The following is a 14,694-nucleotide window of genomic DNA, read 5'->3' on the forward strand; positions in this document are numbered from 1 at the left end:
TGATCTAAAATATTAAAGCATTGATTTTGTTTGTTATTGCGCGCGTGAGCACAGTTCTTTGCGGCTTTCCATTATATTAGATACTTATTATGTAAGCATCACATTTAAACAAATCGCAATGTTTCTCTGCGACATTACCCTCACATGACGGATTTGGACCGCCTCACAAAAAGCGGACGAGTGGCATGATGCCGAGCCGTCATCACCGGTAAGTTTTTTAGTCCGGTATGTCCCACTTTGTATCTCGTATTTAAGGGACAACCTACATGACAAGCATCCTGACGAACTCTTCTGCAATGGCAGCACTCTCGACGCTGCGCTCCATCAGCTCCGACATGGAAACGACCCAGGGTCGCATTTCCTCGGGTCTGCGCGTTGGTAACGCGTCCGACAACGCTGCCTACTGGTCGATCGCCACGACCATGAAGTCGGACAACAAGGCACTCTCCACCGTTCAGGACGCTCTCGGTCTCGGCGCTGCCAAGACGGATACGGCCTATACCGGTCTGAACGCAGCCATCGACGTCGTTTCCGAAATCAAGGCCAAGCTGGTTGCTGCCCGTGAACCGGGCGTCGACAAGCTGAAGATCAACAAGGAAATCACCGAACTGAAGAACCAGCTGGTTTCGACGGCGACTTCGGCTTCCTTCTCCGGTGAAAACTGGCTCTACAACGATAGCGCAACTGCCATCGGCACCAAGGAAATGGTTGGCTCGTTCACCCGTTCCGCCACAGGTACTGTTGCTGTCGGCGTTGTTGCCTTCGATGCTTCGACCTCCGTGCTCATCGACACCAAGACATCTGCCAATGGCCAGCTGACCAAGGCTGTCGCGATTGCACAGCCGAACGGTGCAACGGCTGCCACGACGGCAAACGCCACCTACCACCTGATCCTGTCTGCAGGCGGCACGGCGCCGACTGGCTCGACCCTCATCGCCCTGACAGCGACGAGCGCCGACGACGACATCGAAGGCATGATCAGTGCCGTCGACAAGATGTTGACCAGCCTGACGGACTCCGCTGCAACGCTGGGCGCCACCAACAAGCGCATCTCGATGCAGGACGACTTCATGGCCGACCTGATGGACGTGATCGACAAGGGCGTCGGCCGCCTCGTCGATGCCGACATGAACGAAGAATCGACACGCCTCAAGGCCCTGCAGACACAGCAGCAGCTCGGTATCCAGGCGCTCTCGATTGCCAACTCGGACTCGCAGAACATCCTGTCGCTCTTCCGTTAAGCCGGAAGCGCTGCCAACCGTTAAGGCTGGCCTGGTACGCCCAAAAGAAGCCGCATCCTGCAGAGGATGCGGCTTTTTCATTGCCCTATGAAAAAGTTTCTCCCTTTAGGTTTTCCTTAACCAAGATAGTGTTTTCTATGCCTATCGAAACAGCGGGTTAACCAAGAAATTTAACGCGTTAGCAGGCATGAAGCTGGCTGCTGTTTCCCGGTAACGACCGGAATGTCCCTTCCATTTTCATCTGTTCAAAAGGGGCAGTTTTACTATGACGAGCATTCTCACCAATTCGGCTGCAATGGCCGCTCTGTCCACGCTGCGTTCGATCAATGACGGCATGGAAACGACCCAGGGTCGCGTGTCCTCCGGCCTGCGCGTCGAAACGGCTGCGGACAATGCTGCCTACTGGTCGATCGCAACGACAATGAAGTCGGACAACAAGGCGCTCTCCACCGTTCAGGACGCTCTCGGCCTTGGCGCTGCCAAGACGGATACCGCCTATACAGGTCTCGACAATGCCCTCGACGTCATTTCCGAAATCAAGGCCAAGCTCGTTGCTGCCCGCGAACCGGGCGTCGACAAGCTGAAGATCAACAAGGAAATCACCGAACTCAAGAACCAGCTGGTTTCGACGTCACAGTCGGCGTCCTTCTCAGGCGAAAACTGGCTCTACAACGAGAGCGCCACCGCCATCGGCACCAAGGAAATGGTTGGCTCGTTCACCCGTTCGGCCGCCGGCACGGTCTCTGTCGGCATCGTGAGCTTCGATGCTTCAACGTCGGTTCTGATCGACACGAAAAATGCGTCGCTCGGTCAACTGACCAAGGCTGTCGCGATTGCACAGCCGAACGGTGCAACGGCTGCCACCACGGCAAACGCCACCTACCACCTGATCTTGGCTGCAGGCGGCACGGCGCCGACTGGCTCGACCCTCATCGTTCTGACGGCGACGACCACCGACGACGAAATCGAAGGCATGATCAGTGCCGTCGACAAGATGTTCGGCAGCCTGACGGATGCTGCGGCCACCCTCGGTGCGACGAACCTGCGCATTTCCATGCAGGACGACTTCATGGCCGATCTGATGGACGTGATCGACAAGGGCGTCGGCCGCCTCGTCGATGCCGACATGAACGAAGAATCGACACGCCTCAAGGCGCTGCAGACACAGCAGCAGCTCGGTATCCAGGCGCTCTCGATCGCCAACTCCAACTCGGAAAACATCCTGTCGCTCTTCCGTTAAGCCGGGCGCAGCCTGGCCGCCGGATCGGCAGCCTCCAATCAGGAAACCGCGTCCCGGAAGGGGCGCGGTTTTTTCGTTGAGGCCGCGCCCTCGCGGACCTTAACGATCTGGCAATAGACATTTCTTTCTGTTCATTTTGATTACCCGCTTGTTAATCCGTTTAAGAACTTGTTAACCATGTCGCTGTTAAACATGTCTTAAGCGATAGGCTGTCCCAGGGCAAAACAGTTGGACAGTTTGCATGATGCTGGTCCCGTCGCTGCCGGTTTCGATCCGGAATGTTCCGTTTTCTTTCAAACTGGGGCAATGACCAATGACCAGCATCCTGACCAACGCGGCAGCAATGGCCGCTCTTCAAACCTTGCGTGCAATCAACACAAACATGGAAGAAGTCCAGAGCCGCATTTCGTCCGGATATCGCGTCGAAACGGCTGCGGACAATGCAGCCTACTGGTCAATTGCGACCACGATGCGCTCCGACAATGCCGCGCTCTCGACCGTGCAGGATGCGCTGGGCCTCGGTGCGGCAAAGATCGACACCTCCTATTCCGGCATGAGCGCGGCTATCGACGTGGTTTCCGAGATCAAGGCGAAACTGGTTGCTGCCCGCGAACCGGGCGTCGATAAGACCAAGATCAACAAGGAACTGACGGAACTTAAGAACCAGCTGGTTTCCACAGCGGAGTCCGCTTCCTTCTCCGGCGAAAACTGGCTTTACAACGACAGCGCGACCGCCGCCGGCGTCAAGTCGATCGTTGCTTCGTTCAATCGCTCGACCAATGGCACCGTCTCTGTTTCGACCCTCGACTACAACACGGCTGCCTCCATCCTGGTCGATACCAAGAATTCCTCGCTCGGCCAGCTGACAAAGGGGATCGGTATCGTTCAGCCGAACGGTGCGACAACGGCAAATGCGACCTACCACCTTGTCCTCGTGGCCGGCGGCACGGCACCCACGGGCTCGGTTCTGATTAACCTGACCGCCGCCACCACCGATGATGCGATGGAAGGCATGATCAGCGCCGTCGACAAGATCCTGAGCAACCTGACCGATGCCGCATCGACTCTTGGTGCTATCACCAGCCGTATCGACATGCAGGAAAATTTCGTCGCCAACCTGATGGATGTGATCGACAAGGGCGTCGGCCGTCTGGTCGATGCGGATATGAACGAGGAATCGACCCGCCTCAAGGCTCTCCAGACGCAACAGCAGCTCGGCGTTCAGGCACTGTCCATCGCCAATACCAATTCCGAAAATATCCTCCGCCTGTTCCAGCAGTAAGAGGTGCAGACCGGATCGGCGGGCATCCATCCGGGTCATGAAGCCAAGGTTCCGATCATACTTAAATTCGGAACCCGCTCTTCCACCGTGCCGCCGGTCATCGGTGCGGTGGAAATGGTTGGACCGCGCTATTTGCCCGAGCGCGGTCCAACACCGTTTTGACGACCTACACTTTCGCACAAGTTTGGCTGGATAGTCTCCGAACGCAGCCCCTTTTTCCGGCTGCCGCGCAATATGACTGTTGCGTTGCCAATGTATGCGGCGCCACCTGATGTTCGGATGGAGTGCCGGTACGGATCGAAAATGTCCGGGCGATTCGGGTTCCTGCCTGTCTCGTCCTGAAGGAGCATTCCGGAAGTGTCACAATCTGCTGTCAGAGGGCGTGGTTGCCAGATATCGACCAACATCGCGTCGCCGACCTGCGAAGCCGCGACGACCTGCGCAAACAGCGTAAGGGGAGCTGGGCAATGAGCGCCTCGATCTCGCGATATCTCAAGGATTTCAGCGCACCGAAGATGAACCTTGCCATGACTCCGCCGCGCTACTTCCCCGATCTCGACGACGATCTCCCGGGTAGCCACGCGATTGAGATCAAGCCGCAGCCGGAACCCAGGATCGACATTGAAGCAGAACGGCGCGAAGCCTTTGCCGAGGGGCGGGCGCAAGCGCAAGCCGAACAGCAGGCATTGCATGCGGCGGACACTGCCGCTTTGAACGAACGGCATGCGACGGAACTGGAAGCCCTGCGCAGGCGCTACGAAGATGAAGCCGCCGCGGCCATTTACGGGCGCTTCTCCGAAATCGGTTCCTATCTGGCGACGATGGTGTCCAACCATACGGCGCGCATGCTGGCGCCGGTCATGGATGAGATGCTGCGGGAAAAAGCGGTTGCGGACCTCGCTGTTCTGATCACCCAGTCTATCGGTGCCGGAGAGGGCTGCAAAATTACAGTCAAGGGACCATCGTCAATGTTCGAGGCGCTGAAGGCGCATCTTGGCGATGAAACCCTTGTCTTCCGCCATCAGGAGGCGGCCGATCCCGATCTCTCCGTCGAATTCGGCGACTCCATTCTTGTGATGCGCATGGCCGCCTGGGCCGACAACGTCAGGAAGGTCCTCGCATGAGCGAGAGCGAAGGCCATCATCATGGCAAAAACGAAATCATCATCATCAAGCGTCACAGCGGTGGCCATGAGGGACATCATGGTGGTGCGTGGAAAATCGCCTATGCCGACTTCATGACGGCAATGATGGCGTTCTTTCTGGTCATGTGGCTCATCAATGCTGCCAATCCGCAGACCAAGGCTGCGCTGGCATCCTATTTCAACCCCGTCCAGCTGACCGATGCCAAGCCGTCCGAAAAGGGCGTCAAGCAGCCGGCCAAGGACGCTAAGGGCGAAGAGGACCAGATGAAATCCAAGACCGACGGCGCCGAGACAAAGACCGGCGGCTCGGCCAAGAACGGCGAAGACCTGACGGCAACCTCCGGTGAGGAAACGCAGTATTCGGATGCCGATTTTTTTGAAAATCCCTACTCGGTCCTGTCGGAGATCGTCAACGAAACCGGGCGAAACGCCAATATCAGCGCCAAGGGCGAGGGCGGAGCATCGACTTCCGGTCCGGCCACCGGCGCAGATGGCGGCGAAGCCTATCGCGACCCATTCGATCCCGATTTCTGGACAAAGCAGGTCGAGCTGAAAAACGCAGCCCAGGGCGGCGATGCTCTGGAGGCTAAGGCCGGTCAGCCACAAGCCGATCCGGGCAAAAAGGATGAGGCGCAGGAAAAAGCGGCGGCGGAAGCGAAAACCCTGAAAGCCGAAATTGCCAAGGAAATCGGCGGTGCCGCCGGCAAGCTTGCCGAGGGCCTCGTCGTTACCCCGACGGAGGGTGGACTGCTGGTCACGATCAGCGAGCAGGCGGATACACCCATGTTCGGTCTCGGCTCGGCCGTTCCGGCGCGCGATATGGTGGTCGCCATGGAAAAGCTTGGGAAAGTTCTGGGCCAGCGTCAGGGCGCAATCGCCATCCGCGGCCACACCGATGGCCGTCCTTTCAAGCGCGGCGCCTACGATAACTGGCGGTTGTCCTCCGACCGCGCCCAAAGCGCCTACTACATGCTGCTGCGCGGCGGCCTGCCCGAGGCACGCGTCAGCCAGATCAGCGGCTTTGCGGATAAGCGTCTCCAGGTTACGGGCGACCCCTTGGCGCCGGCAAACCGCCGTATCGAAATTCTGCTGCAGACAAACCAGGGTTGAGCCATGATGATGCTCATCCGCAATCTTCTCCTTGGCGCTGCCATATTTCTGACCTTGCCGGCCATGGCCGTGCAGGCCTCGGAGCCGGACGTCTTGCCGCCATACAAGATGGTGCGGTCGCTGCAATACATTCAGGATACGATTATTCTGGGGGATCATTCGGCTGCCGAGATGCAAAGCTTTTTGCTCGGGGAGATCGACAAGAAACTCCGATCCGCGGAGCGCTTGGTTTTCGACGATCCGAGAAATGTGGATGCGGCATTCATCTATGCGATGAGCGGCGGAAATCCCGAGACGCTGTCCTATCTTGCAGACCGTGATATTGAAGGAAATTTCGACAGCCGCATCGTTGACGCGCTCAGCCATTACCTCACCGGCAAGGGCGAGTTGATGGTCGAAAGCCTTCAGAAGGTAATTCCGGAGTACCGGACTGCGCGCATCGGTCCCTATCTCTATCTCGTGCTGGGCAACGGCATGGCGCAGCAGAACCCGAAGCAATCCTTGAAATACTATGATTCGGCGCGCTTGATGTCGCCGGGCAGCAATATCGAAGAGGCCGCACTACGACGCTCGGTGGCTCTCGCCACTCGGGCAGATATGCCGGACAAGGGATTTGCCTATTCCCTGTCCTATGCGCGGCGCTTTCTGACCTCCCCCTATGCAAGCCAGTTCGCTGATGTCTTCGTGGAATTGGCCGTTGCCAATTACAGCGCCGACACCGAAGGAAAAGTTCAGGAAATCCTGAGCTTCATGGACGGGCCGCGACAGCGCGAAGTCTATCTCCGGATCGCCCGGCGCGCCGCCATCGGCGGCATGCAGGAACTGGCCTCGCTGGCGGCGAAGCGCGCGCAGTCCCTGTCGGATGGGGCAGACACTCGCGAAAACGCTTTGGCAAATCTATATTCCGGCCTTGTCGGCGTACCATCGAGCGACATTATCGAGGCGGTGAACGGTATCCGGTCCATTCCGGAAGCCGACCTGTCGCCGCGCGATCGCGCCTTGCGGAACGCCGCCACGGCGATGGCCGAGGCTGTGCTGCGCGAACCCGCGGCAGATAGCCTGACGCAAGCGACGCCTCATAAAACCGATTTGCAAATTGAAAAGAGTACAGGCGCAGAAGAGACGGGAAGCGGCGAAAGTCCATTTGCAGTATCGTCACCGGAACCGGTTCAGGACCTTGTCCAGCCGGCCGGCGATCTGCAGGCGGCATCGCCGCAAAAAAACCCGCCAAATCCGGTTCTCGACGCGTTTTTGAGCACGGGTCGCTCCAAACTCGGCGAAATCGATGCCCTGCTGGGGAGGGAATGAGCATGCGATCGGTTGACGACAATCTAGCGGGTATAGTGCCCGGGCGGGCAGCGAAATCTGCCTCGAAATCTGGGCAGATCTCGCAGGACATGGACGCTGCAAAGCAGCGCGCCGGCTTTTCCAGCGCATTTGCCGACGCCGGCAGGAAGAACCAACCCGCAATCTCGATTGCCGCGAAGCCTCAGACGGAAGTCGCCGCCCGGCCGGCTGGACATGTTCCTTCCTCATTGAGGACAAGCTTGGTCGCGATGCCTGTAAGGGCTCATGACGACGTGGCAGCTGACGCGGGACGGGGTATTGGCACTGCCAAGGAAATGCCGGCGATCGGCCGCACACGCGAAGTCCCTGCGGTGCTGCGAGATGTCGACGTGCCGGCCGAAGGCTTGGCGAAAAAGCTGATTGCCGAGCGAGCCGGGAAAGACATGCCCGGCGAGGCGCGCGCCAAGGCTGAGCCGGCCATTCCCGGTGATTCCCAGGAAATGCCCTCCCTGCCCAGCGACACGGAGATCCCGGCCGAAGGGCTGGCGAAAAAGCTGATCGTCGAGAGAGCCGACATGCCCGGGGAGGCACGCGCAAAGGCTGCGCCAGTCATTTCCGGAAATCCGCAGGAAATGCCCGCCCTACGTAGCGAAACGGACGTCCCGGCTGAGGGCCTTGCCAAAAAACAACCTGCAGACCTGCCCAGGAACCTGCCTATGGCGGGACCCACGAGAGAACCGTCTGCCTTCCGCATCTCGAAAGAAAATGCCTCGAAGGAGAATATTGTCCAGAGCCGGCCGAAACACATGCCGGCCGAGATTGTCGCGAAAACATTGCCGGTGGAGCGGCCGACGATTTTGCTCCCCACCGAGCGACAGGTAAAGATCTCGCCTTCCGAGGCGGTGGCGAAAATCGTACCTGCCGAGACGGCTGCAAAGGAGTTGCCGGCCTTCAGGCACACAAAGGAGGCCCCCGAGGCACTTTCGAAGAAGATGCCGTCCATCGCCGTTGCCCTGGACGCGCCTTCGTCTGGCCGACTCAAGGAAACGCCCATCGAGGTGTTTGAAAAGAAGTCACCCCTGACCGCCGCCAAGGATTTGCCGGCCCTTGGCGTCGTCAAAGAAACGCCCGTTCTCAGCACTGCAAAGGCCTTGCCGTCTCAGGCTGCCACCAAGGACGTTGTTGTGTCTGCGCGCGAAAGCGGTGCCGACGCCAAAACCGTCCGTCTGGAGGCCCGTCCAAGCGATCCGCGTAGCGAGGCGCGGACAAAGGAGACATCCGCAGTCTCACCGGTCAAGGACGCACCGATAAAGGACGCACCATTAAAGGACGCAACGACGAAAGTTGCGACACTGCTTGACGTGCCGGCAAAGATTGCGCCGCAAAGGGATGTCCCGATGGATTCGCGCGACACCCGAGCTGCGGAAAAAGCGAAAATATCAGCAACACCAGTTCCGGCGGCACGGGAAACGGAGCCTTCTCACACACCAATTTTAAAGTCCGCGCAGCCGAGTCTTGCAAAGATTGAGCCTGAAACGGCCATTCGGACGAAGGCCGAACCGGCCATGCCTGTGTCGAAGGCCGACCCGGTTCTGCCGGTATCAAAGGCTGTTGCAGCGCCTGACCGCGAGAGCGCAGCAGTCAGCGGTCGTCCGCCTGCCGAGGCCAGGAAACTGGATAGGTTGCCACAGGATACGATCTCTGAAAATCATCCAAAGATTGGCTCGCAGGTGGAAACGCCGGCAGTTGTTGTCCCTGCTCCGGCCCAGAGGGCCATATCGGTGACGGGTCCGCAGGATTCTGACCAGACCGTCAAGCCGTCGCCGGTTGTCAGTTCGTCCCAGACCGATATACGCCCGCCGACACCGATCTTGCTTCCTAGCACGACGGGCGTTGACGCGCCCCCGGTTGAAGACACCATCGAGGGCAACGCCGCCGAAAAGGCAACGGCCTTGCTTGAAAGCCCGAAGGTGCCCCTCTCGCATCACGATGTTGAAACTCGTGATGCGAGCGCAGACGAACCCGGCGCGAAGTCCCCGGTCGATCCTGCGGACACCATGCCCGTGGACGTCAACCAACTGCTGCAAATGCTGGGTGTCGCTCCCGGTCATACAACTGCCGTACCTGCGGCGGCCTTGCACGACAGCTCCGAGTTTGCGGAGTTTCAGGCTCTGGCCGACCGGGCAGGCGAAATCAGGACCGTCTCCTTGGACACGGCTGATGCCAAACCTCCGGCGGCGATGCCTGATGACAGGAGCGCATCCCGCAGTGCTGCCGGGGCGTCCGATCAGGTGTTTCGTTTTGCCCGCGCGGATGGCAAAGGCCAGCCGGTATCGATGAGCCTTGCGTCCGACGGTGACAAGACCGTTGCGAAATCGGACCTGCAGGCGTCCGCATCAATGCCTGCGAAAATGGAAACCGTGACGGTTCTGGAGGCGCGCCGCTACCTCGGTCTGGCGCCCGCCAGCAATGCCGCCGTGGTGACCAGCCAGATCAGCACCAGCCCGGAATGGGCGCCGGTTCTGAAGTCCGGCGCCGAGGCGCTGACGCCGACGGTCCCTGGGTCGGCCGGCAAGGCTCTCGATACGCTCAAGATCCAGATGAACCCCATCGACCTGGGTATGGTGACTGCCACGCTCAGGCTCAAGGACGATGAATTGCACGTTCAGCTCAGGGTCGAGACCGGGGAAGCCTTCAGGCAACTGAGCGACGATCAGGGCGAAATGGTCAAGGCCCTGCGGGCGCAAGGTTTTGCCGTCGATCAGGTCAGCGTCGTCTTTAATGCGCCGGACCGCTCCGGGGCAGACACGACAGCTCAACAGGCGCCATCCTACACCGGGCAGGGGCGCGAAACCGCCGGCGAGGGAGCAGCAGCCCATGAGCGCGGCCAGCAAAATGACGGCAATAGCCAGCAACAGAGCCGTGGAAGGTGGGCGGGGAATGATGGTAAAAGCGACGCGTCTTCTGCTGCTGACGCTGGCGGGACTGGCGACGTCTATATGTAGTGCCAGCGCCAATGCGGGCATTTGCGAAGCGCAGATTACGGCGGCTGCAGAAAAGTACCAGATCCCGCCAGGTATCCTCTATTCGGTCGGCCTGACCGAGACAGGGCGCAAGGGATCGCTCCAACCCTATGCCATGAACATCGAGGGAAAAGCGTATTTTGCTGAGAGCCCTGCCGAGGTCCTGCAGCAATTTGCTGCGGCACGGGCACGCGGCGCGAAGCTTATCGATCTCGGTTGCATGCAGATCAACCACCACTTTCACGGGGAGAATTTCAGCTCACCAGACGAGATGCTGGACCCGAAAAAGAACGTCGAATATGCCGCCCGGTTCCTCGCCAGCCTCCATGCCAGACATGAAACCTGGACCATGGCGGTGGCGCGATATCATGCCGGCCCCAACAATAATCCCGCCCAGAAAAAATATGTCTGCCGCGTGATCGCCAACCTCGTCGCGACGGGGTATGGAAAATGGACTCCCAACGCGAGTCAGTTCTGCCGATAAAACAATCTTAGGTTTAGATTATCGGAACCCCTTTCTCAGCCGGAGTGCTGCAATCGACATTGGCAGAAAAATGGCAACAGCGTGTTGGCAATGCATGCGTTAACTTTTCCACATATATTTTAGTGTCCCATTTCGATGCATGCCACTAAATCTAGCTCAAATCGGTACATAATCCTTAATCTAGTATTAATTTCCGCCAGTGACTTCCCATAATTGTTCAAGATTCCCGCGATTCGTATCAATCGTCTTATCGAGGCACCATACTGATTCGGAGGCGGACGAATGATCGTTGTGGTTGATGAGCGTGAGCTTGTAAAAGACGGATATACTTCACTGTTCGGGCGGGAGGGCGTGCCTTCCACAGGGTTCGATCCAAGCGAATTCGGTGACTGGGTCAGCACGGCGGCTGACTCGGATATCGACGCGGTGGAAGTCTTCCTGATCGGTCAGGGACAGCAGGCCATGAGCCTGCCCCGGGCAATAAGGGATAGGTCCCAGGCGCCGGTGATCGCCATCAGCGATTCTCCCTCGCTGGAAACGACGCTGGCCTTTTTCGACTGCGGCGTCGACGACGTCGTACGCAAGCCGGTTCATCCCCGTGAAATCCTCGCCCGTGCCGCGGCCATTCGCCGTCGTTTGAAGGCGCTGACGAACTATATCGATATCGGCCCGATCCGGGTGTTCTCGGACGGCCGCGATCCGGAAGTCCATGGCGCGGTTTTTGCCTTGCCGCGGCGCGAACGCCGCATCCTGGAATATCTGGTCTCCAACCGCGGACGCCGCGTGTCGAAGACGCAGATCTTCAACGCCATCTACGGCATTTTCGACGAAGACGTCGAAGAGAACGTCGTGGAAAGCCACATCAGCAAGCTGCGCAAGAAGCTGCGCAAGCGGCTCGGCTTCGATCCGATCGATTCCAAGCGTTTCCTTGGCTACTGCATCGACTGGAGCTGAAAACCGCTGCGATGCCGGCCGGGCCGCAGGGCCCGTGCCGCCTCTGAAGGTCGCCTCTCAAGACAGGTTCACGCAAGGCCCACCCCCTAGGTTGCCATAACGACGAAAACGAGGATCGGATATGAGTCTTTACGGAATGATGAGAACCGGCGGTTCCGGCATGAACGCTCAGGCAAACCGCCTGGGCACGGTGGCCGAAAATATCGCCAATGCCAACACCACCGGCTACAAGCGGGCATCCACAGAGTTTTCGTCGATGATCCTGCCGACGACGAACGGTTCGTACAACTCAGGCGGTGTCGAGACCAAGATCCGCTACAATATTTCCGGCGAAGGCGCCAAGACCTACACCACGTCCGGGTCCGATCTGGCGATTGACGGCGGCGGCTTCTTCATCGTGGAAGGCGGCAGTGGCCAGGAATACCTGACACGCGCCGGCGCTTTCACCCAGGACGGTGCAGGCAATCTCGTTAACGCGGCCGGCTACAGCCTGCTGGGCTATGAATATGGCGACGGTGCCGATCCGACAGTCGTGGTCAACGGTTTCGATGGTTTGGCCAAGGTCAACCTCTCGTCCGACGGCCTCGTGGCAAAAGGCTCGACCCAAGGCACGATGGGAGCCAATCTTCCGTCAGGTGCTGCCGTAGGCGATGCTTCGAAAACCTCGCTGATCGTCTATGACAGCCAGGGCAATACTCGCATTCTCGATTTCAACTACACGAAAACCGCTGCCAATACCTGGACGGTCGAAGTGCAGGACAGAACGACCTACACGCCCGGCACAGCCGCCAATCCCGGCGATCCCCTGGCGGTTCCGCCGATCCCGGCAACCCCGGCGGTTCCGGCGACCGGCATCCTCGGAACGAAAACGCTTGAATTCAATCCGGCTGGCGACCTTCTGACCACGCCCACCACCATCACCACGGCTGCCATGCCTGGTCTGGCCGGCACCGGCGCCGAGCTTGCCTCGCTGACGATCGACCTCGGCAAGACCACGCAGCTCGGCTACAAGTTCAATCCGGACGGCGGATCCATCGATGGCAACGCGCCCAGCAAGGTAGCCGGCTTCCAGATCGACGATGATGGCATCGTCTACATCAAGTACGAAAACAACAAGCTCGAGCCGCGCTATCGTATCGCTCTTGCCAGCGTTCAGAGCCCTGACAATCTCGTGCCGCAATCCGGCAACGTTTATTCTCAAGGCGTCGAGTCCGGCGTGATCGTCACCGGCTTTGCAGGCTCCGGCGATTTCGGCGACGTAATCTCCGGCGCTCTCGAAAGCTCCAACGTCGATATTGCGGAAGAGCTGACCTCAATGATCGAATCGCAACGCAGCTATACGGCGAACTCGAAGGTCTTCCAGACCGGCGCCGATCTGCTTGACGTTCTGGTCAACCTGAAGCGCTGATAACGAAAAGGAACGGATTGCGCCATGTCGCTCGCTTCCGCAATCAACACGGCCCAGACGATCTTCTCCAACACCGCGGCGCAAACCAGCGTCGTGGCGAAGAATATCGCAAACTCAGGCAATGCGGACTATGTCCGCCGCCTGGCAATGATGGGCGTGGATTCGCAAGGATCGCACTACATAAAGATCCAGCGGGCGCAGAACGATGCACTCTTCAAGGAGAACATCGTCAGCATCTCTGGAGCAGCGGCACAATCCCGACTTCTCGACAGCCTTGAATCGATGAAATCGGTTTATGGCGGCAACGACTATCCGTCGTCGCCGTCGAAATACCTTGCATCCTTCCGCACGGCTCTGCAGACCTTCGCCGCAGCGCCGGGCAATATCACGGTGGCTTCGTCGGCCATCTCAGACGCAAAGGATCTGGCCAACTCCCTGAACACCGCTTCGGCGGCGATCCAGGAAGCGCGGGCGGACACCGACGACGAGATTTCCGAGCAGGTCGGCAAGCTGAACAGCTATCTGACGGAGTTTGCGACGGTCAACAATGCCATTGTCGGGGCTTTGGCTCTCGGCAAGGATGCCAGCGACGTTCTCGACCAGCGCGACGGGCTGCTGAAGAAGATGGCCGAAATCATCGGGATCTCCGCCGTGACGCGGCAGAACCTCGACACGGTGATCTACACCTCCGACGGCACGGTCCTGTTCGAGACGGTTCCGCGCATCGTGGAGTTCACGCGCATCGACACCTACGGCGCAACCGTCGAAAAGGGCAATGCGATCAAGGTCGATGGCGTCGCGCTCAAGGCCGGTTCTGGTGGGAACACGACTGCGGATGGCACCTTGTCGAGCCTGCTGCAGTTCCGTGACGATGTGGCGCCGACGATGCAGGCGCAACTGGATGAAATTGCACGCGGTCTGATCCGAATTTTCGCCGAGACCGACCCCGATCCCCTGACGCCGCCGGCACTTCCCGACGCGGTTGGCCTCTTCACCTGGGAAACGGATACCATTCCGGACGACAAGCTGATGCTTGGTCTGGCGGCGAGTATCAAGGTCAACCCGAAGGTCGATGCCAATCCCAAGCTGTTGCGGGATGGAGGCATTAATGGTGTAGGCTATATCGCCAACGTCGTTGTCCCCCCCGCGACCGACGCGCCGGCCGCCTTTACCAAGCTGCTCGATAAATACATCGTGCAGATGGACACTGCGATCAGTTTCGACACGGTGGGTACGCCCGCCGGCACCAGCACGAAGCTCAGCGGCAGCAACAGCATCATGAGCTTCGCCTCGTCGTCCATCGGCTGGCTCGAGCAGCTGCGCAAGGCGGCGACGACGTCCAATGACAACAAGGTTGCGATGCTGTCGAAGACGCAGCAGGCCCTGAGCAATGAAACCGGTGTCAGCCTGGATGAGGAACTGGCGTTGATGCTCGATCTTGAGCAGTCCTACAAGGCCTCCGCAAAACTGCTCAGCACCGTCGATGAGATGCTGAGAACACTCCTGGATACGGTGAGATAA

At 59.1% G+C, this 14,694-nt stretch carries 11 protein-coding genes; all 11 read left to right on the forward strand.

What is annotated here, in order from left to right:
* Nucleotides 1-266 precede the first annotated feature (266 nt).
* The 11 genes from PY308_RS04915 to flgK all read left to right on the forward strand — a co-directional run bounded on the left by PY308_RS04915 (nucleotide 267) and on the right by flgK (nucleotide 14,694).
* On the forward strand, nucleotides 267-1,241 hold the full coding sequence (locus tag PY308_RS04915; RefSeq protein ID WP_275788875.1) for a flagellin N-terminal helical domain-containing protein: 975 nt from the start codon (nucleotides 267-269) through the stop codon (nucleotides 1,239-1,241).
* Nucleotides 1,242-1,506: 265 nt separating this feature from the next.
* Nucleotides 1,507-2,481: a flagellin N-terminal helical domain-containing protein gene (locus tag PY308_RS04920; protein WP_275788878.1), complete on the forward strand. Its 975-nt coding sequence runs from the start codon at nucleotides 1,507-1,509 to the stop codon at nucleotides 2,479-2,481.
* 313 nt (nucleotides 2,482-2,794) lie between these two features.
* Complete coding sequence (locus PY308_RS04925; RefSeq protein WP_275788880.1) at nucleotides 2,795-3,763, forward strand: flagellin N-terminal helical domain-containing protein; 969 nt, start codon at nucleotides 2,795-2,797, stop codon at nucleotides 3,761-3,763.
* A 386-nt stretch (nucleotides 3,764-4,149) separates the two neighbouring features.
* Nucleotides 4,150-4,887 carry a hypothetical protein gene (locus PY308_RS04930; RefSeq protein WP_275788882.1) on the forward strand — a complete coding sequence of 246 codons (738 nt, stop codon included), beginning with the start codon at nucleotides 4,150-4,152 and terminating at the stop codon, nucleotides 4,885-4,887.
* A complete protein-coding gene (locus tag PY308_RS04935) occupies nucleotides 4,884-6,017 on the forward strand; it encodes a flagellar motor protein MotB (RefSeq protein WP_275788884.1) in 1,134 nt (377 codons plus the stop codon). The genes PY308_RS04930 and PY308_RS04935 overlap by 4 nt, the downstream gene beginning before the upstream one ends.
* Nucleotides 6,018-6,020: 3 nt before the next feature.
* Entirely contained in the window at nucleotides 6,021-7,325 is a 1,305-nt protein-coding gene (gene motC, locus PY308_RS04940; protein ID WP_275788886.1) for a chemotaxis protein MotC, read from the forward strand.
* On the forward strand, nucleotides 7,322-10,309 hold the full coding sequence (locus tag PY308_RS23055) for a flagellar hook-length control protein FliK (RefSeq protein ID WP_434064200.1): 2,988 nt from the start codon (nucleotides 7,322-7,324) through the stop codon (nucleotides 10,307-10,309). The genes motC and PY308_RS23055 overlap by 4 nt, the downstream gene beginning before the upstream one ends.
* On the forward strand, nucleotides 10,248-10,811 hold the full coding sequence (locus PY308_RS04950) for a transglycosylase SLT domain-containing protein (protein ID WP_275791019.1): 564 nt from the start codon (nucleotides 10,248-10,250) through the stop codon (nucleotides 10,809-10,811). The genes PY308_RS23055 and PY308_RS04950 overlap by 62 nt, the downstream gene beginning before the upstream one ends.
* A gap of 282 nt (nucleotides 10,812-11,093) precedes the next feature.
* Nucleotides 11,094-11,765 (forward strand): transcriptional activator Rem, encoded by a 672-nt coding sequence (rem, locus tag PY308_RS04955; protein ID WP_275788889.1) that lies wholly within the window; start codon nucleotides 11,094-11,096, stop codon nucleotides 11,763-11,765.
* 121 nt (nucleotides 11,766-11,886) lie between these two features.
* A complete protein-coding gene (locus tag PY308_RS04960; RefSeq protein ID WP_275788892.1) occupies nucleotides 11,887-13,173 on the forward strand; it encodes a flagellar hook protein FlgE in 1,287 nt (428 codons plus the stop codon).
* A gap of 24 nt (nucleotides 13,174-13,197) precedes the next feature.
* On the forward strand, nucleotides 13,198-14,694 hold the full coding sequence (gene flgK / locus PY308_RS04965; RefSeq protein ID WP_275788895.1) for a flagellar hook-associated protein FlgK: 1,497 nt from the start codon (nucleotides 13,198-13,200) through the stop codon (nucleotides 14,692-14,694).

It is taken from the genome of Pararhizobium gei (assembly GCF_029223885.1).
GTDB lineage: Bacteria > Pseudomonadota > Alphaproteobacteria > Rhizobiales > Rhizobiaceae > Pararhizobium > Pararhizobium gei.